This window comes from Ochrobactrum vermis, from assembly GCF_002975205.1.
GTDB lineage: Bacteria > Pseudomonadota > Alphaproteobacteria > Rhizobiales > Rhizobiaceae > Brucella > Brucella vermis.
In genome coordinates, this window is the sequence record NZ_PCOC01000002.1 from 560,822 (window position 1) to 582,916 (window position 22,095).

A 22,095-nucleotide genomic window follows, 5' to 3' on the forward strand; every position below is an offset into this window, starting at 1 on the left:
AGGCGGCGAAAGTGCGACGCTATTCCCGCTCCTTGAACCATTGGGTCAGAAAATCGACCAATGCCCGGATTTTTGCTGGTAGATAGCGTCGGTGCGGATAAACCGCATAGATGCCGCCATCCTTCACGATGAATTCGTCGAGGCAGGCGATCAGTCTGCCGCGTTCGATTTCCTCTTCGGCGATGAAGGCTGGAAGCATACAGAAGCCGAGACCGGCCAATGCGGCATTCTTGGTGGCAACCGGACTGTTCACTTCAATCGGACCGTTGACGGGAACCGTCATCATCGAACCGTCGGTATTGCGGAAATGCCAGTTGTTGCGCGAGCGTGCATTGGTATCGATGATGCATGGCCGGTCGGCGAGATCTTCGGGGCGTTCTGGCTTGCCGACGCGGGCGATCAGTTCAGGCGCACCGCACAGGATTGAATGGAACGGTGACAGTCTCTTTGCAATGAGGGAGGAATCCTGCAAGCGCGTGATGCGGATCGCAAGATCGAAGCCCTCTTCCACCAGATCGACAAAACGATCGTCCAGCCGCACGTCGAGAACGATTTCCGGATGCGCGAGGCAGAAGTCGATCAGTGACTGTCCGATGACCGCATCGGCAAAAGTGCGCGGGGCGGAAAGTTTGATGCGCCCGCGCGCATCCGAACTGGTTTCGCTGACGGCATCCTGCAGCGCGTCTATCTCGCGGATGATTTCAATAGCGCGGTGATAATAGGTGTGACCTGCTTCGGTCAGTGAGAACTGTCGTGTGGTGCGGTTCAACAGGCGCGCGCCAAGCTCGTCCTCCAGTTCGCGCACATATTTGGAAAGGAGTGCCTTGGAGCGCCCGATCTTTCGCGCTGCGGCGGAAAAGCCTTCCGCCTCAACCACGTCGATGAAGGCGCGCATACGTGTGAGGGTGTCCATGGTCTAGCCCCGCTTCCCGATAATGTCTTTGGCCAATGCGATCAGCGCCCGGTCGCTGCCGCGTGGTCCGATGAAGGAAATGCCGCAGGGCGCGCCGTGCACCGTGCCCAGTGGCAGGGTGATCTGCGGCAGGCCGGAAAGCACAGACAGGCAGAGCAGACGCAAAGCCTGCTCGCGATAGGCCTGCAAGGTTTCGAAAGGTTCATTTGCAAGCGGTGCCGCGCCCGGCACGGTCGGCAGCACCAGCACGGCATCCTGGCCGATGATCTGTTCGAGTTCCTGCGTGAAATGCGCCCGGCGCACACGCTGGCTGGCAACAAGTTCAGCGGCGATTTCCGCCCCGAAGGCAAAACGGTCCGCGACGCCGGGGCCGAGCTTGCGATGGCCCGAAGAAATCCAGCCGCCGTGTGTGGCCCAGGCTTCCGCACCCTGAATATGGCGGAAGACCAGATAAAGCTCATCTATTGAGAGTGTCGGCTGGCTGGCCGCCTTGAGGCCCGAGAAGTGCCGACGCACTTCGGCGAACATTGCGCGATAGGCATCTGTTTCTTCCTGCCCGAGCAGAAGCTGCTCCAGAACCGGCATATAGAGAAGCTGTGTCAGCTCGAATTCTTGCTCATCGTAGCCAAGCAGGATGGCACCAACCCGGTCATAGAGTTGGATGTCACGCGCAAACCATCCAATCGTATCGAGTGAAGGCGCAAGCGGCATGATGCCTTCGAGCGGAATGCGGCCATGGGTGGTCCGCAAACCGACGAGACCGCAGAAGCTCGCAGGCGCCCGGATGGAGCCACCTGTATCGGAGCCAAGCGCGATATCGGCGATCTTACCCGCCACTGCCGCTGCCGAACCGGATGACGAGCCGCCGGTAACGCGGTCCGGTGCTGCGGGATTGATCGGATAGGCGAAATGCGAATTCTGCCCCATCAGAGAGAAGGCCAGTTCATCAGTCTGGGCCTTGCCGACAAATTCGGCGCCGGCGTCGAGAAGCTTCGCCACCACAGGAGCCGATCTTTCGGCGACAGGTGATTCGGCCTCGATCTGCGGATTGCCGCATCCGGTCACCATTCCGGCGGCATCATAAATGTCTTTTACGGCTAGCCGTTCACCTTTAAGCGGCCCACTCGATGCGTGAACAGGCGGCTTTTCGGGTTTTGCAATGATGGCGTTGAAGGGGTCGACACTAGCCATTGTTCACAACATGCAGCAATTAACGGTATGTTTACGCTCTTTCGAGGCGAGTCTGAGCGGAGAATGTTTCACTTATATTGAACAATGGCAAGCGTGCCGTTCAACGTGATTCCGCCAAAAATAAATTTGTCCGGAGAATTTTTGTCATTGAATGGTCACGACTTTGCGCTTATATCGCGCTTGCCCAAAGTCGCACGTGCCTGTGGGTGTCCGCCGATCCTCGAATGGTGAGGAATTCGGTACGGTACCTGGACCTAACCGCTCCAGTCGATCTGTTGGCCAACCGCCAGATCGAGGACATCTTGAAGCAACGACGGTGCGGGCCTTTCTAGTGTCTTTCGGCTGTCCAAAAGCCGAAACTGCTGAAGAGGCACACCTTCATTGCCAGAAGTGCGGATGCGGTTCTCCAATTCCAATCCAAGGCAGACAAAGCGGAGTAACGCGGGTTTAGCGTTGTTCCATCGCCGCATGAGTTTTCGCGTGACATCAGCACCTCCAAAGGCTGGCCTCACGGCGGATGCGTTCATGCACACTTTGTCCCTTTGAACGCGGCACGATCAAGCCGTGTGGGAGAACGACCATGGCAACGCAGCGTATTATCGATTTCCTCAACACCCGCCGTCCAGACGGTCCTTGCCTCGTCGTCGACACCGACGTCGTGCGCGAAAACTATCAGAATTTTGAAAAGGCATTGCCTTACTCGCGCATTTTCTATGCTGTGAAGGCAAATCCTGCACCTGAAGTCCTGCGTCTTCTTGCATCGCTTGGCTCGTGCTTCGATACGGCATCGGTTGCCGAAATCGAAATGGCACTGGAAGCTGGCGCAACGCCAAACCGCATCTCTTATGGCAACACCATCAAGAAGGAGCGCGATGTTGCGCGCGCTTTCGAGCTGGGCATTCGCCTTTATGCGGTCGACTGCGTGGAAGAAGTCGAGAAGGTTGCTCGCGCAGCTCCCGGCAGCCGCGTGTTCTGCCGCGTGCTGACCGATGGTGAAGGCGCCGAATGGCCACTGTCGCGCAAATTCGGTTGCGTGCCTGCCATGGCAATCGACGTGCTGCGTCATGCAAAGTCGCTCGGCCTCGACTCCTACGGTGTATCATTCCACGTCGGCTCGCAGCAGACGGACCTCAGCGCATGGGATCGCGCTCTTGGCGATGCTGCATCGGTATTCCGCACGCTGGCTGATGAAGGCATCGTCCTTCGCATGGTCAATATGGGTGGCGGTTTCCCAACCCGCTACCTCAAGGACGTACCGACTGCACAGGCTTACGGCATGGCGATCTTCGATGCACTGTCGAAGCATTTCGGCAACCGCATTCCGGAAACCATCATTGAACCGGGCCGTGGCATGGTTGGCAATGCAGGCGTGATCAAGACCGAAGTGGTTCTGGTTTCGCGCAAGTCGGACAACGACAATGTTCGTTGGGTCTATCTCGACATCGGCAAATTCGGCGGTTTGGCCGAAACCATGGACGAGGCGATCCGCTACCAGATCGTGACCCCGCGCGACGGCGGCGAAACCGAACCTTGCGTGCTGGCTGGCCCAACCTGCGACAGTGCGGATGTTCTTTATGAAAAGACGCCGTATCCGCTGCCGGTTTCGCTGACCATCGGTGATGAAGTTCTCATCGAAGGCACAGGCGCCTACACCACCACCTATTCGGCGGTGGCGTTCAACGGCTTCGAACCGCTCCGATCCTACGTCATCTGATCATTCGGATCTAAGCACGAATGATCCTCTCAATCCGTCTGGTGCTGCAAGGCGCTGGACGGGGTGTGCTGCTGCCGCTTTGCGGGGATAGATGTCATGAATGCAACTCTGGAAATTCAGGAAAATACCGCAACCGTCGTCGTTCCGGCTTTTACAATAGCGGGCGAAACGCTGGAGCACGTGCTTGCGCGCGAAGCGCTGCTTGACCGTGCCATGGGCGAAGGCCGTCGCCGGAAATCATCGGAAAAGCTGCGTCGCGGTCGTCTGCCCGCAGAAGGGCTGGCTTTTGCAGCACTTGGCGAAGACGGGTTGCTCGCAGGTACTGTGCGACTATGGGATGTCCATGCCGGTCTCGATGCTTTCGGCTTTCCGGTGTCCGCCTTGCTGCTCGGCCCGCTGGCCGTCGATCCATCGGCTGCCGGTTGCGGCATCGGTTCGGCGTTGATGCGCCATGCGATTGATGAAGCAGGATGCCGTGGCCACGGCGCGATCCTGTTGGTCGGCGATCCGGAATATTATGAGCGCTTCGGCTTCACCGCCGAAAAGACCGGTGAACTTGCCATGCCCGGCCCATATGAGAAGCGTCGTTTTCTGGCACTGGAACTGAAGCCCGGCCATCTAGATGGGGCGCATGGCATCCTGCGTGCCAGCGGACGCAAGGTGCCGCGCGTCGAGACTTCTTTGCGTCAGTCCGCTTGAGTTAAGACAGACGCAGCAGCCGTCCGAAATTGCGGACGGCTGTGATCGCGAGTCCTGCGAGGAAGCCTGCAATCAGCCCGGCAATGACGATCAGCTTGCGCGATGTGCCTGCCGGATCAAGCGGCGGGCGGGCTTCTGACAAGACCCTGACATTGGCTGTATTCAGGCCTTCCTGTTCGTTCGTTTCACGCGAGCGAAGAAGGAAGGCTTCGTAGACCGACCGCCGCGCGGTGGCTTCGCGTTCAAGCTCTCGCAATTTCACCAGATCGCCGCTGCTGTTCGCCTGCTGCGCTTTGAGCTGCGCCAGACGAGCGGTAAGGTCTTTTTCCTGCTGCTCGGACCGGGCAACCTCGACTTGCAGCGAGGAGCGGATCCGTCGCAATTCGGCATTGATATCGTTCCGGACCGTACCTGCCTGCGACTGTGCCTGAATGAGGGCCGGATGGCGAGGACCAAGCTGTGTGGAAAGGCCGATAGCGGTTTGGCTTGCCTGCGCATATTGAGCGCGCAGCGCGGTCAGCGTGTTGGAGCGCAGATCTTCCGGCAAAGTCCCGGAAACTACGCTGTCGGAAGTAGCGCCGCTCAGCACCTGAACGCGGGCCTGAAGCCGCATGGTTTCGGCGCGTTGGTTGGTCAGTTGGTCGTTGAGCCGCGTCAGGTCGTTATCGCTGATCAGTTTACCGTCGACATTGACGAGATCGCGCGAGGCACGGAAATCAGCCGCTGCACGCTCCGCCTGTTCGACATTGACGCGCATATCGGCAAGCCGGTTCGACAGTTCGTCCGAGGTTCGCCGCGCAGCATCGGACTGCAGCGATGCAAGCTCGCTCTGGAAAACGGTACTGATCGTGTTCGCGAGCGACGCCGACTTTTGCGGATCACGTGTTTTCACCGAGATCGAATAGATGAATGTCTTGGCGTCACGGCCGATGGCGATGCTCTTGTGCAGATTGTACAGGACACGGGTTTGCAGCGTCTGGCTGTCGCTTGCCTTTTTCGGCGACAACATAGTCCTGATCTGCGTAAACAGCCCGGCAATTCCGGTTGGAACCAAATTACCGTTGAATTCGGGGTCTTTTGTCAGGTCCGTCTTGTCGATGACCTTCAGCAATACGCTGCTGGAATCGATGATACGTGCCTGGCTTTCCGCAACTGCGAGCGACGCATCGGTAGGAAGCTGCCCCGGTGTCAGTTCGTCTCCCACCGTCTTGATATTGCGCGGATCGACCAGAATATCGGTCGAAGCGACATACATCTGCGGCAGGGACAATGCATAGAGCGCGGCGATCACACCACCCAATAGCGTACTGACGAGCAGGAGCTTGCGCGATCCCCGCACGACGTCGATAGCGATGCGGGGATCGATCAGCGGCTTCCACTCGGCACCCGAGGCCGGCCTGTCAACGACCGGGCGCGGTTGCTCACGCTGGGCCGGTTCGTCGATCGGGTCGGGTGGCGGAGCAGAAGTTTCGATTGTGACTTTGCGGCGTTCGCGCTCCTGAACCTTGCGTTCCAGTTCCGCTTCAATCAGCGCGACGCGCTCGTGCAACTTGGCAACGTCCGCATCATCCAGTTCGTCTTCGAGAACGGGTTCGGGCGTTTCCTGCGCTGCATGATCGTACTGACGAAAGAATGCGGCGCGTTCATCCGGTGTCGCGGGTGGCGTCCATGGTGGCGCGGCTTCGTTGTCCTGGCGACCAATTGGACGAGCGTTGGAGAATGCAAGAAGAGGTTTCTCAACTCCCGCCTTTCTGCGCTCCTCGTGATCGCTCATTGCCGAAATCGTCCGTATCTGTAAGCCGTCTCAACCGTTTCCGATATCGACCGCTGCTTTGAAATCCATAAGCGAAGGCTCCCGCATGCCAAACCGGAATCCGGTTAGTGCGCACCTGAAGCCCGAATGTAATTTTTTATAGAAAACAAAACGTTAAAATAATGTCGGGCGAAATTGCGAATTGCACGATCCAAGAACTTTAGCTTTTGCTTGTTTACTCTTTGAGCTTGCAAAGAAGAGTTTAAGCCTCTTTAGCTAAATCCCTATATTGCGCACCCGTTCAAACGGATGGGCTGGCGTACCAGACGATGTTAGATGAGGCTCTCTGTTGATAGCGAAAGCGCTGCGGAAACTGTCAGGCAACAATGCCGGAGTGGTGCGTGATTACCTGTCCCTGTTTTCCGGTTCTGCGGGCAGGCTGGTCGTCTCACTCGTCTATTTCATCGCGCTTGCCAACACCCTGTCGACCGGTGATTTCGGTATATTTGCCACCGCCTCGGGCACAGGTGTGGTTCTGTCACGCATCGTTTCGCTGGGCTTCAGTTCGCCGCTTTACCGAATATCGACGGTGAAGCCGCGTCTGCTTGGTATCTATACAGCAGGTTTTCTTGTCGCCATTCTGGTGTCCTTGCCGCTTTTGGCGCTGGCGTCCTGGCTGGTCTATTTTGTCTTCTTCAGCCGCGATATCTCCTTTTTGCCTTTCGCCGTGGTGGTGTTTGCCGAAGCATTGCTCTGGCGCTCGACGGAGATCATCATCATCGTCAATAACGGCCTGCGCCGGTTTGGCATATCAGCGGGACTGGTGATTTTCGGGACGGCCACGCGCGCCGTGGCGGCAGTCTTGTTCATGTGGCTGGCGAGTATCCATGGCATTGCCCAATGGGCGTGGTGGTATGCGGTCGCCAATGGCGTTGCGCTGCTGGTGGCGCTGAAATTCTACCCGTCTATCCGGCTCCGCCTCAAACCGGCTCTTTATATGCGGCGGCTTTCCGATGCGATTGCGGTCATGGTTGCCGAACTGCTGTTCTATATTCAGGCCGAACTCGACAAGCTTCTTGTGCTGACCGTAGGCGGGCCCGCCACTGCGGGTCTTTATGCGATCATCATGCGGCTTGTTGATCTGACCGCCCTGCCGGTGCGGTCCTTCAACATGATGCTGGTGCAAAAGCTCATGCGCACGCCTGACATGCTGTCTTCATTACGCATCCGCGCCGGGCTGGAGCTTGCGGTATTCGCCGTATCGGTGGCAGGTCTTGGCGCGATGGTCGTGTTCCTGCAAATCTTCCCGAACGCGCTTGGCTCAAGCGTTGCGCCCATTGTCGGACTGTTGCCGCTGGTACTGCTCGTGCCAGGTTTCCGCAATCTCATCGAATACCAGACTGAAATTCTGTATGCGCGCGGCCAGTCTGGTCTCAGAACACTGAGCATGGTGCTGATGACCACCGCCAAAGCGTTGTTCGTTTGGCTCCTACTCGTGAACTATGTTGATAGCCACGACTGGATTCTCGGGCTCAATGTCGTGTTTGCCGGGCTTTACCTGCTATCGTTGGTTTTCACCTATACGAGCATCCGTCTGCCGGCAAAACGCGTTTAGACAGTTATGATGCGTCGGATGTCGTCGACCGAAAGGCCGAGGAAGGACTGCATACCGATGGCGACCTGATACGGCTCCATCTCGGCGATGAATGTGCGGAATTCCTCCTCGCTCGGCGGCGGTGCGAACCACTGCATCCGGCAGAGATCGTGAGTGTCGCTGTAATGGCCGGAGCCGTGCAGCACGTCATCAACATAGCGACCGTAGATGAAGCACTCAGAAAATCGCCGTATATTACCGAGTGCGGCCACCCAGTGCTGTCCGGTATGGTCTTCAATCCTTTCGCACATGGAAATCACGCTGTCGCGCCGCCACGAGACAAGCTGTCCGATATAGTCGTTCAGCCCGCTTTTCCCATTCTCTATACCGAGCAGTTTGGCCGCATTAGCCGCCCAGACCGGGTGTTCCGGCCATTCCGGATTGGCAAGCGCATTGGGACGAACGAAAAGCCGGAGCTTTTCGCCGCGCCAGAGCATGCTGCAATCGAAGGGGCGCAGAAAGGCCGTGTCGGAATCCGTATAAAGAAATCCGTCTTCCTCCACGGCACCGGCAAGTGCGATGCGGCGCAATTGTTGCACATGCCAGCCCCGCAGTGGCTTGGTCCTGAGCGAAAGCCACACGCGCCTGCGCCATAGATAGGTCGGATCCCAGAAGGCATGCAGCCAAGAGGGGAGCAGATCGCGTTCATCGATGATGACGCGCTGCGCGCTTTCGAGCTTGCGAAACAAGGCGACGTCCTTGCTGTCGACAAGAATGTAGTGTTTCGTGAAACCGCTGACATATTTGTCCATGGTCTCGCAAAGCAGTTTGCATCGCTCGAAATCCTGATCCCAACTGGCTGTGACGATTGCGGTTTTCACCGGGGTGCCCCCTTCATCCAGCCTTTGGCGACACGCCACAGAAATACGGGATTGCCGATGAGATAGCGTTTTGCCAGCCGTCGCGGTTCCTGCAGCAACCGATGCACCCATTCCATCTGGACCTTGCGCACCCATTGCGGCGCACGTTGCACGCGACCCGTATGCAGGTCGAACAGCGCACCGACGGCACTGGCGATGGTGCAATGATCCGCCGTGATATGTTTGTCGATGAAGAGTTCCTGCCGCGGAACGCCCATGGCGACAAGCAATATGTCGGGATGAAAATCCTTCAGCTGTGCCAGAATGCCGTCGAGATCGGCTGGCTTGAAGAAACCGTCGGAAATGACGCGATAGTCATGGCGCGGAATCTGCTGCATGAAAAGCTGCGCGGCATCGGTCGCGACGCCGGGACCACCACCCAGAAATGCTACTTTCAGCGGGCGCTTCATGTGCTGCAGAAGGCCCGGAATAAAGTCCGTTCCATTGAGATTGGCAGGGAACTTGCTACCATAGGCGACCTTGCTTGCAATATCGACACCCACACCGTCGGGAAGGATCAGGAAATCCTCCAATGCGGCACGATAAGCGGGGTCCGTCTCTGCGATGTTGGAGTTGTTGGCGTTGAGCCAGCCCTGTTTCATGAACCTGCCTTCGTCGATACGGTTCTCGAAGAAGGCGAAGGCGCTGTCCCAGTCGAAACAGGCGACCTTCACGCCAAGGATATTCCGGTAGGTGACATTTTCGGTATGCATCATGCCTGGTCCGTCATTTTCTCTCCGCCATGAAGTGCTTGCAGACCTCTGGCAACTGCGCGGTCCATGCCTTCGATTTGTGACTGGGTGAAGGCTTTGCCGCCCAGTCTCTGGCGATCCCCAGATCTTATCTTTCCAATGCGTTCAATAATTGCCGCTGCGAATGCCTGCGGGTCGTCAGCAATGCTGCAATTGTCCGGAACATTGCCGATGCCGCGCACGGAATGCGTGGTGGCGACGCTCGGCATGCCAAGCTCGAATGTTTCGATGGTCTTGAGTTGAACGCCTGTTCCCGCACGACTGATGAGCGGCACGAGCGCGCCGCTTTCCACAAACGCGGTCGCATCCGGCACCTTGCCGACGAAATTGACGCCGGACCAAGCTGCAATCAGGTCCGCGGGCGTGTTGCCAGCAATCGCGATGGAAATATCGTCGGGAAGATGTGGCTTTACCTCGCGAAGGAACCATTCGAGTCCGATGCGGTTCGGGTGCCATGTCCATGTGCCGATCAAGGCAAGATCGTAGTTTACAGGACGCTGCTGTGCGGCCTGCGTTCCGCCGGGTGTGACGAGCGGCATCGTTGCGAACCGGCCAGGGCCAAGTCCAAGCATTGCTCCGTCATCTTCGGCAAAGGTGAAAACGAAACGCGCTTTTTCACTGAGGCGGCTTTCCAGTCCTTTGAGGATGCTGGCTTCGCGAGCGAACAGAAACTTCTGGATGAAACTACCGGCGTCGGAGGCATTTTCCTCTGCTGAGCGATATTCCACATTATGCGCCACGAACAGCGAAGGCTTGTCCTTGAAAATATCTTCAAAAGCGCCGGGCAAGGTCACGCCGTTCAGCACATAGGCATCGAACGGACCGATCTGTGCGATGGCCGCGCGCAGCGTCTCAGCCGGTATCACCCGCAGCTTCGCCGAGGAAACCGTCAGGCCAGTCAGAAAGGATTTCAGCACCCAGCCGATCTTGCGTTTGATGCCCGCACCTTCGGTTCGCACTTCGACTTCACCAAGCACCACGGTATCGGTGGCATCGGCGTTCACGCCCGGCCATGTGAAGCCAAGGACGGTCACCTTTGCGCCAGAGCGGCGCAGGCCGTCGACCACGGCGGCATTCGCCACTTCATAGCCGGTAGTCGGTACTCCGTGCGGAACAATCGATGTCACGAAAACAAGGTGAGGGGACGGCAATTCAACTCCTGAACAGTCAATCTGGCGCACGTAGCATGAAAAATGATGCGCTGCGCTTAATCTTTTCCTAATGCATTATTCATCTTAAAACCCTTAACATTTCGGGCTGGTATGCTCTATGATAGTTTAGGTTAGTGTTTATAGCGCTGCGGTGAACTTTTCTTTAAACGTTTTTCAGTAGTAGCGGGTAAACAAATATAGAAGTTCGAAATAACCGGTAGCGTTTATGTCTGATTTACCAAATCATATACAAGTAATTGCTAAAACACCTGGGCTTCGTTTCGATGAAGTCGAGGTGGTGGTGACGCTACCGACGTTCCGCCGCCCAGAACATGTCATCCGCACGCTTGACACGCTCAATGCTCAGATCACGAGCCGCCGCTTTGCGGTCGTGGTCATCGAGAACGAGGCGGAGGACAGGGAAGGCGCCAAGGTTGCGGCGCCGCAGTTCGAAGCCGGGAAATATACCGGCATGCTGATCGTGGAATCTCATCGCGGCAATTGCAACGCCTATAATGCGGGCTGGCTGACGGCGATGACCTATTTCCCGAACTTCAAATATGTCATCGTCATCGATGACGACGAGCTGGCCGATCCGGCCTGGGTCGAAAACATGGTGGCCACTGCCGAGCGCTACAACGCCAGCCTGGTGGGTGGTCCGCAACATCCGATCTTTGAAAAGCCGGGTGCGGAAAAATGGGCCAGACACCCTGTGTTTCTGCCGCATTACAACAAGACCGGCCCGGTTCCGATCATCTATTCGTCCGGCAATCTGTTGATTGCGCGTCCGGTTCTGGAAGCCATCGGCTATCCGTTCATGGACCTGAAATTCAACTTCACCGGCGGCGGCGATTCAGATTTCATCAATCGTTCGCGAGGCAAAGGATTCAATATTGCCTGGTGCAATGAAGGCATTGTCCGCGAGACCATTCCGGCGCGGCGGCTGGAGAGCGACTGGATCACGGCGCGCGGCTTGCGCAACGGCGTCTTGTCGACGCTGATCGAACAGCGCCAGCGCAAGGACGAGCCCTTCGGTCAGGTGCGCGTGTTTTTGAAAAGCCTTGCGCTTCTGGGATATTCTCCGATTAAGGCGCTACGGCGTGGTTTTGCGGCGCGCTTCGTGCCGGTCGGGACCTATTTCATCCATATCGGGCTGGGCCGCGTCATGGCCCATTTTGGATATCTGAATGAGCAGTATCGCAACCCGGACAAGAACTGAGGCGCATTCCGACGTTGCGGCGCAAACCGATATGCGGGCGACAATCCGCACGATTGCGCTCGTTATCGCCACGATAACATTCAGCATTCTGCTGATTTCGTTCCGCCCGTTCAATCCATTGAGTGCTGCGGCGGACGGTGACACATCGGGCAGCGGCGATGCCATCAATCAGCTTGGTTTCGGTTGTCTCGGGGCTGTTTCGCTTCTGTCGCTTGCGATGTTCTCTGATCCGAAAAAGGTGGTCAAAATCGTCAGCCCCGGCTGGCTGCTGATGTTCGCCTTCCTGTTCGCATCGGTTTTTGCAAGCCCTGATCCGTCCACGGCGATACGCGGTGTACTGTTGACGATGATCGGTATTTTGACGGTCATTGCTGTTTTGACCTTGCCGCAGGATGGCGACGCCTATTCGTCGATGCTGGTCACTGTGGCTTCGATCGTGATCGTTGTTTCCTATGCGGGTGTCATCCTTCTGCCCAATCTGGGTACACACGGCGCCGACGCGCTGGAGCCGCAAAACGCCTATCTCTGGCGCGGCGTCTTCACGCACAAGAACATTGCCGGGCCGGTGATGGCCGCTTTGGCCTTTGCCGGTGTCTATCTGTGGCGGCGCGGCTGGCGTGTGAGCGGCTTTCTGATTGGGGTCTCAGCGTTGATCTTCGTTTCGCAGACAGGATCGAAGACGACGGCGGCACTGGTGCCTCTCGCCATGCTTCTCGTGATTGGCCCCGGCATTTTCGGTCTCCGTTTCCTTGCACCGGTGGCGATTTTCACGATCCAGTTTCTGCTTGCACTGTTTACCTTCGGCACGGTCCTATTCGAGCCGATGCATCAGCTCGTTCTGCAACTGGACGTCGATCCCACTTTTACCGGGCGCACCTCCATCTGGGCCTTTGCCGTTGAGGCACTTTCCCATCGTCCATGGACCGGTTTCGGCTATGAAAGCTTCTGGGGCACCCCGGTGGTGAAAGAGGCAGCGAATCCCTACTATCTGGACTGGGATGTGCGCGGCATCGTGCATGGACATAATGGTTATCTGGATATCGCTGTATCGATGGGGATTCCGGCGCTGATCTGTGCCATTTTCGTCATCATCGTCATGCCGCTGGTTAATTATGTACGGTGCCGTCCAGTGCGCGAAAATCTGCTGCTCGCCGATTTCTTCCTGATGATCGTGTTCTTCGGGACGTTGAATGCCATGCTGGAAAGTTTTTTCTTTCGTCGCATGGATCCGGTCTGGCTCACGCTTGTCTTTGCGATCTTCGGCCTCAGACTGGCGGCGAAAATTATCATCCCCAAACGATCGAGCGGTTCCAGTTAAAAGAGAATCTTAGAACCGCTCTATCTCTTTGTTTATACGCATTATCCTACGCAAAACCGCTTCGCACTTTTGCTGGAAATGCTTTTAACCGGAGCCATTCCATGAATATTGCAATCGTCGGGACCGGGTTTGTTGCCGATTATTACATGACCACATTGCGCAATTATCCCGAACTGAAGTTGCGCGGCGTGTTTGATCGGTCGCCCGAACGGCTGCAAGCATTCAGTGCGCATTATTCAGTTAGCGCCTATGACAGTTTCGAGGCCGTGCTGGCCGACCCGGATGTGGAGATCGTCGTCAACCTGACCACGCCTGAAAGCCATTTCGAAATCTCGCACGCAGCGCTTTCCGCTGGAAAACACGTTTATTCCGAAAAGCCGCTGGCGATGAATTATGACGATGCCGAAGCGCTGGTCGCTTTTGCACGGCAATCCGGCCTCACGCTTGCGGCGGCCCCGGCAAATGGCCTCAGCGATGCCTATCGCCTGGCAGCAAGCGTGATCAACGGCATCGGCATGCCGCGTCTCGTTTATGCCGAAATGGAAGACGGGCCGGTGTTTCGTGACAAATGGTCGACCTGGCGTTCGCAGTCGGGTGCACCATGGCCGGGCCTGCATGAATTCGAGATCGGTTGCACGCTGGAACATGCAGGCTATGCATTGTCATGGTTGGTGTCGTTGTTCGGCCCCGTAGAGAGCGTCTCGGCATTTTCTGCCATAACCTTTCCCAATAAGGGGCCGGGAACCGAACATCTGCATATGGCGCCCGATTTTTCGGTTGGCTGTCTCGTTTTCAAGTCGGGACTGGTGGCACGCCTCACATCGGGACTTGCAATGCCGAAGGATCGCAGCCTGACAATCGTTGCCGACAAAGGCTCGATTGTCGTGGATGATCTCTGGGATAATCGCTCGGCTGTCCGTCTTGAGCGCACCGAAGAAAAACGCCGTTTTCTGGCACGCCTGTTTGGTATTCTGGAAATGCGCATCGGCAAGTTTCTGTCATGGAAACCGGCAGTCGGCTCGAAGCTGTCCTATCCAAAGGCCGACAAACGGTCGCTTCCAATGTATCCCTCGCAGATCGATTTCGTGCGGGGCATCGCTGATCAGGCTCGCGCTATCCAGACTGGCAATAAGGCATTCTTTTCCGGTGAGGTGGCGCTGCATATCACTGAAATCGCGCTTGCCTTGAACAATGCTGGCGAGAATGCCCAGCCGTACAGGATGAGAAGCAGTTTTTAGCCCTTGGACAACACCTTGCGGACAATATCGGCAATGGCTGCGCTATGGTCGAGCGGCATTATCGCATTGGAAATTTGGCCGCTGCACACCGCATCGCGGACCGCTTTGGCTTGAAATTGCAGCCCGTTGCCGGAAAAAGTGCAGGTTTCGAGTGTACGACCTGGCAGGGGCAGGCGGTTCATGATTTTGCCTATAAAGCCTTTAGCGCCATTTGGCCCCAGCGACGACCGCGCGGCAAAAGCAGAAAACAGGGTTAGTCTTTGAGCCTTCAGAAATGGCGCGTGGATCAGAATCGTGCCTTTGGTTCCCTCGATCAGCATCTGATTGTCGCCGTCACGGTCGAAGCCGCAGGAGAGGCTGGCTATGGCACCCGGCCAGCCGAGCTGGAATTCGGTGCGCATGTCGACGCCGCTCCTGGCGCGCTGCCAGCGACCGTCGACATGATCCGGCAGACCTAAAAAATACAACGCCAGCGAAACCGGATAGACGCCGAGATCGAATGCCGCGCCGCCGCCGAGTTCCGGACTGAAGAACCGGTTTTGCGGATCGTACGCACGGATATAGGAAAGATCGGCTTCGATACGCGTCACAGCGCCGATGCGGCCGCTGTCGATATGCTGCTTTGCCGCCCGGATCGCTGGCAGAAAGCGGCTCCACATGGCTTCCATGGCGAAAATGTTCTTCGCCTTGGCGGCAGCCTCGATCTGTCTTGCGCCAGCGGCATCCAGCGAAAGCGGCTTCTCGATCAGGCATGGTTTGCCCGCTGCGATTGTCTGCATGGCTTGCAGGACATGCATGGCGCTCGGCGTCGCAATATAGACGGCATCGATATCCGGGTCGGAGAGAAATGCACCTGAATCGCCGAACGCCTTATCGGCGCCGATGCGTCGGCGGAATGTTTCGGCGGTTTCGCTCGTACGTGAGCAGACTGCAGTGATGCGCATTCCGGTGCTGGCCTGAATATCGGTGGCAAAGGCGGCAGCTATCGTGCCTGTGCCCCAAATTCCCCAGCGAAAATCTGTCTTTGTCTGCCTGTCGCGATTCACGTGCTTGCCCCGCATCTTCATACAGGTGCTATATAACCCATGTAATGCGGCTAACGAAGTTTGTTTATCCTGTCAGGGGAGAGGGGACGTGATGCGTGGATTTGTCGTTGCTGTGGCGCAGGATGGCGAGCACCGTTTTTCCAAACAGGTCGTGCCGGAAATCTGCATCGTCACGGGGCTGGGCGTCGAAGGCGATGCGCATCAGGGCGTGACCGTGAAGCACCGTTCACGCGTGCGGGCCGACCCGACGCAACCCAATCTGCGACAGGTGCATCTCATTCATGCCGAACTGTTCGATGAGCTTGCCGAAAAGGGTTTTGACGTCGCGCCTGCCGATCTTGGCGAGAACGTCACCACACGCGGTGTCGATCTTCTGGGGCTGCCGCAGGGCGCTTTGATCAGGATTGGTGACGAGGTCGTTCTGGAAACAACGGGCCTGCGCAACCCTTGCGCCCAGATAGAGAATTTCCAGACCGGACTTCTCAATGCCGTACTGGATCGCACGCCGGATGGCGAACTTGTCCGCAAGTCGGGCATCATGACCATCGTTCTTTCAGGCGGCACGGTGAAGGCGGATGATGCGATAGTCGTCGAATTGCCGCCGCTTCCGCATCGCAAGCTGGAGCGGGTGTGAAACTCGCAAAATACAGGCTTTCGGGGTGAGCTAACCGATTTAGCGAAGTGCTTGCCCAGGCAAAACCCGTGATTTCGTCAGGGGAGGTCTATCAACTTTGTGTCATATGCCCTAGATCATCCAACAATAGGATACAGATTGACATGCGCTGTTGCCGAAATCCGGCTGCAGCCTATTCTTATCGGTTCGGCTTGTCGGCGTTCGATGTTCTGCATGTGTCTAGACGACGGCCGGTCGGTTGCATTTCTGAAGGGCACAAAATGGAAAAAGCAGATATCGGAATGGTCGGCCTTGGCGTCATGGGCTCCAACCTGGCACTGAACATAGCCGAGAAAGGCTACACGGTAGCTGTCTACGACCGTGATGAGCCCGTGCTGAAAGCCTTCATCGAAAAGGCTGGCCCGCTGCGCGACAAGATCATTCCTTGCCCCACTTTCGAGGATCTGGCTGCCAATATACGCAAACCGCGTCCGATCATCTTCCTCATCAAGGCAGGCGCTCCCGTCGATGCTGAAACCACCCGCCTCAAGACCTATCTTGAGAAGGGCGATATCATGATCGACGCTGGTAATTCCGATTATCGCGATACGGTGCGCCGTCTGAAGGCACTTGGTCCCAACGACCCGACCTTTGTCGGCATGGGTGTTTCCGGCGGTGCGGAAGGCGCACGCCATGGCCCGTCGATGATGGTCGGCGGTACCGAGGAAGCCTATGACCGCATTGCGCCGATCCTGCTTGCTGCCGCCGCCAAGTTCAAGGACGAGCCGTGCTGTGCGCTGGTCGGGCCGGATGGTGCCGGTCATTTCGTCAAGACGATCCACAACGGCATCGAATATGCCGACATGCAGATGATCGCCGAAATCTACGGCATCCTGCGCGACGGTCTCGGACTTTCGGCCCCGGCTATCGGCGATGTGTTCGAGAAGTGGAACGAAGGCCCGCTCAACTCCTATCTGATCGAAATCACCGCCAAGGTGCTGAAGGCGACAGACCCGGAGACAGGCAAGGCGATGGTCGACATGATTCTCGACGAAGCCGGTCAGAAGGGCACGGGCCGCTGGGCGGCCATCGAGGCGCAGATGCTCGGCGTTCCGGCAACGGCAATCGAAGCCGCAGTTGCGGCCCGTTCGCTGTCCTCGCTGAAGGCCACGCGTGAACTTGCTGCAAAGGCCTACAAGCCGGGTCCGCGCAGCCTCGACGTTTCCGATCAGGCAAAATTCCTCGCCGATCTCGAGCATGGTCTGCTTGCTGGCAAGATCGCTGCCTATGCCCAAGGCTTCGCGGTGATGGAAGCTGCTTCACAGGAACACGGCTGGAACATTCCGCTTGCCGAAACCGCCCGTATCTGGCGCGCAGGCTGCATCATTCGTTCGCAGCTTCTGGACGATATCGCTCATGCCTTCGAAGACAGCGAAAGCCGCAACCTGCTGCTCGCACCTGCTTTCGTTGAGCGTATGAGCAAGGCTTCCAAGGGCCTTCGGCAGATCGTCGCCAAGGCGGCGCTCACGGGCTTGCCTCTGCCTGCACTCGGCTCAGCGCTCAGCTATTTCGACAGCTTCACGCAGGCGCTCGGCACCGCCAATCTCATTCAGGGTCAGCGCGATTTCTTCGGTTCGCATGGCTTCAAGCGCATAGATAAGGACGGAGATTTCCACGGTCCCTGGGGCTGATATCTTTCGGCCCCTCCAGCATAGGCTCGAAAATCGAAATCGATTTTCGGAACGTCATGAGCCGAAATCTCATCAGCCCGTCGCGCACGTCATCAAGAAAAAGCCGCCCCTCGGGCGGCTTTTTCTGTTTTAATCCGCCAGCACCAGCAGATCGTGCGAGGCGAAGTGCACCGTCACCTTGTCGCCGCGCTGCGGTGGCGGCTGGGTCGGATCGTTGAATGTATCGAACGAAAGCCGGTTCTTGCCGAGCGTCACACGCGTGCGGATGACGGAGCCGAGGAAGTGTACGTCATCGATGGTCGCTTCCAGCGAGGTGTCGTGGCTCTTGCGTGCTTCAAGGCTGACCGCTTCCGGGCGCAAGGCCAGCGTCAGCGGCTTACCCTTCGGATGATGGTCGAGTTTTTCCTGCACGGTGATGGTGCGGCCGTCGAGCTCGATACTGTTCCTGCCCGGTTCGCTGACCGAGGCTTCCAGCATGTTGAGGGTGCCGACGAAGGACGCCACGAAGCGCGAGGCAGGGCGGTTGTAAATGTCGAACGGCGAGCCGATCTGGTCGGCACGGCCTTCATGCATGACCACGATGCGGTCGGAGATCGACAACGCTTCTTCCTGGTCATGGGTGACGAAGACGGTCGTAATGCCGAGCTTCTGCTGAATGGCGCGGATTTCTTCGCGCAAGGATATGCGGATTTTCGCATCGAGTGCCGATAGCGGCTCGTCGAGCAGAAGAACTTGCGGCTTTGTGGCCAACGCACGGGCAAGTGCGACGCGCTGCTGCTGGCCGCCGGACATCTGATAAGGATAACGATCCGCCAGATGGTCGAGGCGGATGAGGCCGAGCATTTCCTTCACCGTGGCGTCGATTTCCGCCTTCGGCTTCCCGGCAACGCGCAGGCCGAACGAAACATTCTGCGCCACCGTCATGTTGGGAAACAGCGCATAAGCCTGAAACACCATGCCGATATTGCGCTGGTTCGGCTTCAGATCCACCACATCCTTGCCGTTGATTTCGATGGCGCCGCTATCGGGTCCCTCGAAACCGGCGATCATGCGAAGAACGGTTGTCTTGCCGCAGCCCGAAGGGCCGAGGAAGGAGACGAACTCGCCCTTCTCTACGGCGAGGTTGAAATCGTGGACGACGGTATTGGCGCCGAAGCTCTTTTTCAGGTTTTTGATGTTGAGAAAAGCCATGAATGTTACCCGGCGGTTGTCTTGAATTTATTGAGGCGCGAGACGAGCTGCAGCATGATGATGCTGAGCCACGTGATGCCAAACGAAATGATCGCCAGCGCCGAAGGTTCGTAGGCTCGGTTCGCGCCGACCAGTTGGAGATAGGGACCGAAGGCCGGACGATTCAAAAGCGAGGCCAGCGTGAATTCACCGATGACGATGGCGAATGTGATGAAGGCACCGCTCATCACGCCGGAGATCACGTTCGGGAAAATCACCTTGAACATGATGCGACCCCAGCCCGCACCGAGGCTTTGGGCTGCTTCCGTCAGCGTATTGACGTCGATGGTGCGCATCGCCGTATCGACGGCGCGATACATATAAGGCAGTGACAGTGTCATGTAACCGAACATCAAGAGCAGGTCGGTTGCGCGCGTCGATGCGGTGAACGGCAGCCACGACGACGAGTTATAGATGCGCAGATAGCCGAACACGATGACGATTGCCGGGATCACCAGCGGCATCAGCGTGATGAATTCCATCACTGGGCGCAATTGCGGCAGGCGCAGGCGAACCCAATAGGCAGTTGGCACCACCAGCAGTACACCGAAAATGATGGTCAGCAGGCCAAGCAGGATCGAATAACCGAAAGTCGCCTGGAAATTCGGATCTGCGAACACCACCCGATAGGCATCAAAGGAATATTCGCCGCGCCGCATGCGCAGCGAAAATTCGAACGTGCCGATCAGCGGGACGAGGAAGTAGATCGCGCCGATCAGGAAGGCAATCCAGGCGCCGATCTTCTGGGCGTTAAAGCCTTTCTTTTTCATCGCTGCCACCTCTCGGCGCGCATGCGCAGCCAGATATAGATGAGGTTGGAAACACCTGTAATGACGATCATGCCAAGTGCCAGCGCGTAGCCGAGGTTCTGATTATGTAGAACGTCGCCGCGAATCTGGGCATAAAGCAGGATCGGCACGATATTGAGCGAGGACCCCGTCAATGCGTAGGCGGTTGCGATGGCGCCGAAGGCATTGGCGAACAGCAGAAGCGTCGTGCCGAGCAGGCTCGGCCACAGGATCGGAAAGGCTACCATACGCCAATATTGCGCGGTGGTAGCACCCAGAATGGACGATGCCTCGCGCCATTCCTTCTTCAGGCCGTCGAGCGCTGGCGTCAGGATCAGCACCATCAGCGGTATCTGGAAGAAGAGGTAAGTCAGCGTCAGGCCGAAGAAGGAAAGCAGGTTGAAGCCGGTCGAATAGAGATTGAAGCCGAACCATTCCCTGAGCAGGATCGTCACAAAGCCGGTTCGTCCCAGTGTCGCCAGAAAGGCGAAGGCAAGCGGTACGCCCGCGAAGTTCGACGCCACGCCGGAGAAGGTCAGTACCGTAGGGCGCAACCATGATGGCAGGTTACCGAGAACTACCGCCCAGGCCAGAAAGAACCCGATGATCGCGCCGCCAATGGCCGATGCGAGACTGACCTTGATCGATACCCAGTAGGCGCTCATGATTTGCGGCTGGAACAGATCGTTGATGTTCTGGAGAGTGAAGTTTCCGGCCGGGTCCTGAAAGGCGCCGATGATGAGATACATCGTCGGCCAGATCAGAAACAAAATGGCGAAGATGAAAAACGGTGTCACGCCAAGCCAGGACAACGGAAGCTGGCGCTTGCGCACTCCGCTGGGGGCTGTTGTTTCGGCTACTGCACTCATGCGCTCTTTCTTTAGACCGGTTCCCGCCAGAACGGAACTGACAGAACCGTTCCGACTTTTTGTTATTATTTTTTGCGATCAGCAGGGCTGCCATTCGCCCCTGCTGGAATAGCTGGCACTCTTTCGAACTGCGCATCCTGTTTGCCAAAGAGCATCGCGCCGTTTGGAAAAGAGGACCGGCGGCACAGATGAAAGCTGGTTTGATATCGCGTCGACCGTGTAAGGCCGACGCGATATGTGTTCGATGCGACAGGCGCGCTTACTGCACGTTTGCGCCTACGACGCTATCCCATTCTTTGGTAATCGTGGTCTGTGCGGCTTCGATCTGTTCCAGGGTCGGGAAGATAGCCTTTTCATAGGCTGCTGCCGGTGGCAGCTTGTCCAGCAGTTCCTGCGGGATCTTGCCAGCCTTCGCCATCGCATTGAAGCGGATCGGGTGGCAGTAGCCCTTCAGGTAGCCGAGCTGGCCTTCATCCGAATAGATGTGTTCCATCCACAGCTTCGCTGCGTTCGGATGCGGTGCGTAGGCGCTGATTGCCTGAACATACACACCAGCGATAACGCCGGACTTCGGAATGACGGTTTCGATTTCCGGGTTGCCCTTGAGCGTGTCGCGGTCGGCGAGCGCATTGTAGTCCCAGCGAACGACGATCGGGGTCGAGCCCTGCGCCAGCGAAGCAGCCTTGCCGATCACAGGAACGAAATTGCCATTGGCGTTCAGTTCCTTGTAGAATTCGAGGCCCTTCTTGCCTGCTGCTTCACCCGGTTCTGCGCCACGGGCAATACCGGCGGCATGAACGCCGAGGATGGCCTGTGCCGAAACGCGTGGGTCACCTGCAAGCGCAACGGAGTTTGCGTAGTCGCTCTTGAGGAGGTCTTCCCAATCCTGTGGGATATCCTTGACGATGTCCTTGTTCACTTCGAAAGCCAGAACGCCGTAATAATCGCCGTACCAATAGCCTTCCGCATCCTTGGCGCTGTCTGGAATTTCGTCCCAGGTTGCAACCTTGTATGGCTGGATGAGGCCGTCTTTCTTGGCAGATGCGCCGAAGGCAAAGCCGACGTCAATGACGTCAGGAGCCTGCGGGCCCTTGTTGTCCTTGTTGGCCTTGATGGCTTCGATTTCATCGCCCGAACCGGCGTCAGGGTTCAGTTCGTTGACCTTGAGGCCATACTTGTCCTTAAAGCTCTTGATGACTTCGCCATAGCCACACCAGTCATGCGGGAGCGCGATGGTGGTCAGTTCGCCTTCTGCCTTGGCAGCGGCGATCAGTTCGGCTGACGGTTCAGCAGCGGCTATGGAAACCCCGGCAACGGCGATTGCCGTCGAAAGCGACAGCAGACGCGCTGTGTAAGCAAGCATTTTTTGACTCCCCTGTTTAAGGTCCGGCGAACG

At 57.3% G+C, this 22,095-nt stretch carries 19 protein-coding genes; 8 read left to right on the plus strand and 11 right to left on the minus strand.

Going from position 1 to position 22,095, the window contains the following annotated elements; all coding sequences use genetic code 11:
* Positions 1-19: 19 nt before the first annotated feature.
* Positions 20-913 (minus strand): LysR family transcriptional regulator, encoded by an 894-nt coding sequence (locus CQZ93_RS16885; protein ID WP_105543780.1) that lies wholly within the window; start codon positions 911-913, stop codon positions 20-22.
* Between the two features lie 3 nt (positions 914-916).
* Positions 917-2,104 (minus strand): amidase, encoded by a 1,188-nt coding sequence (locus CQZ93_RS16890; RefSeq protein WP_105543781.1) that lies wholly within the window; start codon positions 2,102-2,104, stop codon positions 917-919.
* A gap of 580 nt (positions 2,105-2,684) precedes the next feature.
* Here CQZ93_RS16890 and odc2 point away from each other — a divergent pair.
* Both odc2 and CQZ93_RS16905 read left to right on the plus strand, forming a co-directional pair.
* Positions 2,685-3,818 carry an ornithine/lysine decarboxylase gene (gene odc2, locus CQZ93_RS16900; protein WP_105543783.1) on the plus strand — a complete coding sequence of 378 codons (1,134 nt, stop codon included), beginning with the start codon at positions 2,685-2,687 and terminating at the stop codon, positions 3,816-3,818.
* Positions 3,819-3,914: 96 nt separating this feature from the next.
* Complete coding sequence (locus tag CQZ93_RS16905; RefSeq protein WP_105543784.1) at positions 3,915-4,517, plus strand: GNAT family N-acetyltransferase; 603 nt, start codon at positions 3,915-3,917, stop codon at positions 4,515-4,517.
* A gap of 1 nt (position 4,518) precedes the next feature.
* On the opposite strand, the gene CQZ93_RS16910 is transcribed toward CQZ93_RS16905, so the two are convergent.
* Entirely contained in the window at positions 4,519-6,291 is a 1,773-nt protein-coding gene (locus CQZ93_RS16910; RefSeq protein WP_105543785.1) for a GumC family protein, read from the minus strand.
* A gap of 328 nt (positions 6,292-6,619) precedes the next feature.
* Here CQZ93_RS16910 and CQZ93_RS16915 point away from each other — a divergent pair, with 328 nt between their 5' ends.
* A complete protein-coding gene (locus CQZ93_RS16915; RefSeq protein WP_105543786.1) occupies positions 6,620-7,885 on the plus strand; it encodes a lipopolysaccharide biosynthesis protein in 1,266 nt (421 codons plus the stop codon).
* On the opposite strand, the gene CQZ93_RS16920 is transcribed toward CQZ93_RS16915, so the two are convergent.
* From CQZ93_RS16920 to CQZ93_RS16930, 3 genes are read right to left on the minus strand one after another with little or no spacing between them, the layout of a single operon-like run.
* Positions 7,882-8,745 (minus strand): DUF6492 family protein, encoded by an 864-nt coding sequence (locus CQZ93_RS16920; protein ID WP_181153413.1) that lies wholly within the window; start codon positions 8,743-8,745, stop codon positions 7,882-7,884. The genes CQZ93_RS16915 and CQZ93_RS16920 overlap by 4 nt on opposite strands.
* A complete protein-coding gene (locus CQZ93_RS16925) occupies positions 8,742-9,500 on the minus strand; it encodes a WecB/TagA/CpsF family glycosyltransferase (RefSeq protein WP_105543788.1) in 759 nt (252 codons plus the stop codon). The genes CQZ93_RS16920 and CQZ93_RS16925 overlap by 4 nt, the downstream gene beginning before the upstream one ends.
* Positions 9,497-10,687: a glycosyltransferase family 4 protein gene (locus tag CQZ93_RS16930; protein WP_105545183.1), complete on the minus strand. Its 1,191-nt coding sequence runs from the start codon at positions 10,685-10,687 to the stop codon at positions 9,497-9,499. The genes CQZ93_RS16925 and CQZ93_RS16930 overlap by 4 nt, the downstream gene beginning before the upstream one ends.
* Positions 10,688-10,913: 226 nt before the next feature.
* On the opposite strand from CQZ93_RS16930, the gene CQZ93_RS16935 reads away from it, so the two are divergent.
* The 3 genes from CQZ93_RS16935 to CQZ93_RS16945 all read left to right on the plus strand — a co-directional run bounded on the left by CQZ93_RS16935 (position 10,914) and on the right by CQZ93_RS16945 (position 14,462).
* A complete protein-coding gene (locus CQZ93_RS16935; protein ID WP_105543789.1) occupies positions 10,914-11,906 on the plus strand; it encodes a glycosyltransferase family 2 protein in 993 nt (330 codons plus the stop codon).
* Positions 11,875-13,224: an O-antigen ligase family protein gene (locus tag CQZ93_RS16940; RefSeq protein WP_105543790.1), complete on the plus strand. Its 1,350-nt coding sequence runs from the start codon at positions 11,875-11,877 to the stop codon at positions 13,222-13,224. The genes CQZ93_RS16935 and CQZ93_RS16940 overlap by 32 nt, the downstream gene beginning before the upstream one ends.
* Positions 13,225-13,325: 101 nt before the next feature.
* Positions 13,326-14,462: a Gfo/Idh/MocA family protein gene (locus tag CQZ93_RS16945; RefSeq protein WP_105543791.1), complete on the plus strand. Its 1,137-nt coding sequence runs from the start codon at positions 13,326-13,328 to the stop codon at positions 14,460-14,462.
* On the opposite strand, the gene CQZ93_RS16950 is transcribed toward CQZ93_RS16945, so the two are convergent.
* The gene (locus CQZ93_RS16950) at positions 14,459-15,508 is read right to left on the minus strand and encodes a Gfo/Idh/MocA family protein (protein WP_422616110.1); all 1,050 of its coding nucleotides are present in this window, start codon (positions 15,506-15,508) and stop codon (positions 14,459-14,461) included. The two genes, CQZ93_RS16945 and CQZ93_RS16950, sit on opposite strands and share 4 nt — an antisense overlap.
* Positions 15,509-15,599: 91 nt before the next feature.
* On the opposite strand from CQZ93_RS16950, the gene CQZ93_RS16955 reads away from it, so the two are divergent.
* Positions 15,600-16,142 carry an MOSC domain-containing protein gene (locus CQZ93_RS16955; protein ID WP_105543793.1) on the plus strand — a complete coding sequence of 181 codons (543 nt, stop codon included), beginning with the start codon at positions 15,600-15,602 and terminating at the stop codon, positions 16,140-16,142.
* Positions 16,143-16,402: 260 nt separating this feature from the next.
* The gene (gnd, locus tag CQZ93_RS16960) at positions 16,403-17,812 is read left to right on the plus strand and encodes an NADP-dependent phosphogluconate dehydrogenase (protein ID WP_105543794.1); all 1,410 of its coding nucleotides are present in this window, start codon (positions 16,403-16,405) and stop codon (positions 17,810-17,812) included.
* A 129-nt stretch (positions 17,813-17,941) separates the two neighbouring features.
* On the opposite strand, the gene CQZ93_RS16965 is transcribed toward gnd, so the two are convergent.
* The 4 genes from CQZ93_RS16965 to CQZ93_RS16980 all read right to left on the minus strand — a co-directional run bounded on the left by CQZ93_RS16965 (position 17,942) and on the right by CQZ93_RS16980 (position 22,062).
* Positions 17,942-19,003, minus strand: a complete 1,062-nt coding sequence (locus tag CQZ93_RS16965) for an ABC transporter ATP-binding protein (protein ID WP_105543795.1) — start codon at positions 19,001-19,003, stop codon at positions 17,942-17,944.
* A 5-nt stretch (positions 19,004-19,008) separates the two neighbouring features.
* Positions 19,009-19,812, minus strand: coding sequence for an ABC transporter permease (locus tag CQZ93_RS16970; protein ID WP_105543796.1), 804 nt, complete (start codon positions 19,810-19,812; stop codon positions 19,009-19,011).
* On the minus strand, positions 19,809-20,699 hold the full coding sequence (locus tag CQZ93_RS16975) for an ABC transporter permease (protein ID WP_105543797.1): 891 nt from the start codon (positions 20,697-20,699) through the stop codon (positions 19,809-19,811). The genes CQZ93_RS16970 and CQZ93_RS16975 overlap by 4 nt, the downstream gene beginning before the upstream one ends.
* A 259-nt stretch (positions 20,700-20,958) precedes the next feature.
* Positions 20,959-22,062: an ABC transporter substrate-binding protein gene (locus tag CQZ93_RS16980; RefSeq protein WP_105543798.1), complete on the minus strand. Its 1,104-nt coding sequence runs from the start codon at positions 22,060-22,062 to the stop codon at positions 20,959-20,961.
* Positions 22,063-22,095 lie beyond the last annotated feature (33 nt).

Excerpts from the sequence above, each read along its gene's own strand:
- CQZ93_RS16885 (WP_105543780.1), bottom strand. The coding sequence starts at position 913 with ATGGACACCCTCACACGTATGCGCGCCTTCATCGACGTGGTTGAGGCG.
- CQZ93_RS16890 (WP_105543781.1), bottom strand. The coding sequence starts at position 2,104 with ATGGCTAGTGTCGACCCCTTCAACGCCATCATTGCAAAACCCGAAAAG.
- odc2 (WP_105543783.1), top strand. The coding sequence starts at position 2,685 with ATGGCAACGCAGCGTATTATCGATTTCCTCAACACCCGCCGTCCAGAC.
- CQZ93_RS16905 (WP_105543784.1), top strand. The coding sequence starts at position 3,915 with ATGAATGCAACTCTGGAAATTCAGGAAAATACCGCAACCGTCGTCGTT.
- CQZ93_RS16910 (WP_105543785.1), bottom strand. The coding sequence starts at position 6,291 with ATGAGCGATCACGAGGAGCGCAGAAAGGCGGGAGTTGAGAAACCTCTT.
- CQZ93_RS16925 (WP_105543788.1), bottom strand. The coding sequence starts at position 9,500 with ATGATGCATACCGAAAATGTCACCTACCGGAATATCCTTGGCGTGAAG.
- CQZ93_RS16935 (WP_105543789.1), top strand. The coding sequence starts at position 10,914 with ATGTCTGATTTACCAAATCATATACAAGTAATTGCTAAAACACCTGGG.
- CQZ93_RS16940 (WP_105543790.1), top strand. The coding sequence starts at position 11,875 with ATGAGCAGTATCGCAACCCGGACAAGAACTGAGGCGCATTCCGACGTT.
- CQZ93_RS16945 (WP_105543791.1), top strand. The coding sequence starts at position 13,326 with ATGAATATTGCAATCGTCGGGACCGGGTTTGTTGCCGATTATTACATG.
- CQZ93_RS16955 (WP_105543793.1), top strand. The coding sequence starts at position 15,600 with ATGCGTGGATTTGTCGTTGCTGTGGCGCAGGATGGCGAGCACCGTTTT.
- gnd (WP_105543794.1), top strand. The coding sequence starts at position 16,403 with ATGGAAAAAGCAGATATCGGAATGGTCGGCCTTGGCGTCATGGGCTCC.
- CQZ93_RS16965 (WP_105543795.1), bottom strand. The coding sequence starts at position 19,003 with ATGGCTTTTCTCAACATCAAAAACCTGAAAAAGAGCTTCGGCGCCAAT.
- CQZ93_RS16970 (WP_105543796.1), bottom strand. The coding sequence starts at position 19,812 with ATGAAAAAGAAAGGCTTTAACGCCCAGAAGATCGGCGCCTGGATTGCC.
- CQZ93_RS16975 (WP_105543797.1), bottom strand. The coding sequence starts at position 20,699 with ATGAGTGCAGTAGCCGAAACAACAGCCCCCAGCGGAGTGCGCAAGCGC.
- CQZ93_RS16980 (WP_105543798.1), bottom strand. The coding sequence starts at position 22,062 with ATGCTTGCTTACACAGCGCGTCTGCTGTCGCTTTCGACGGCAATCGCC.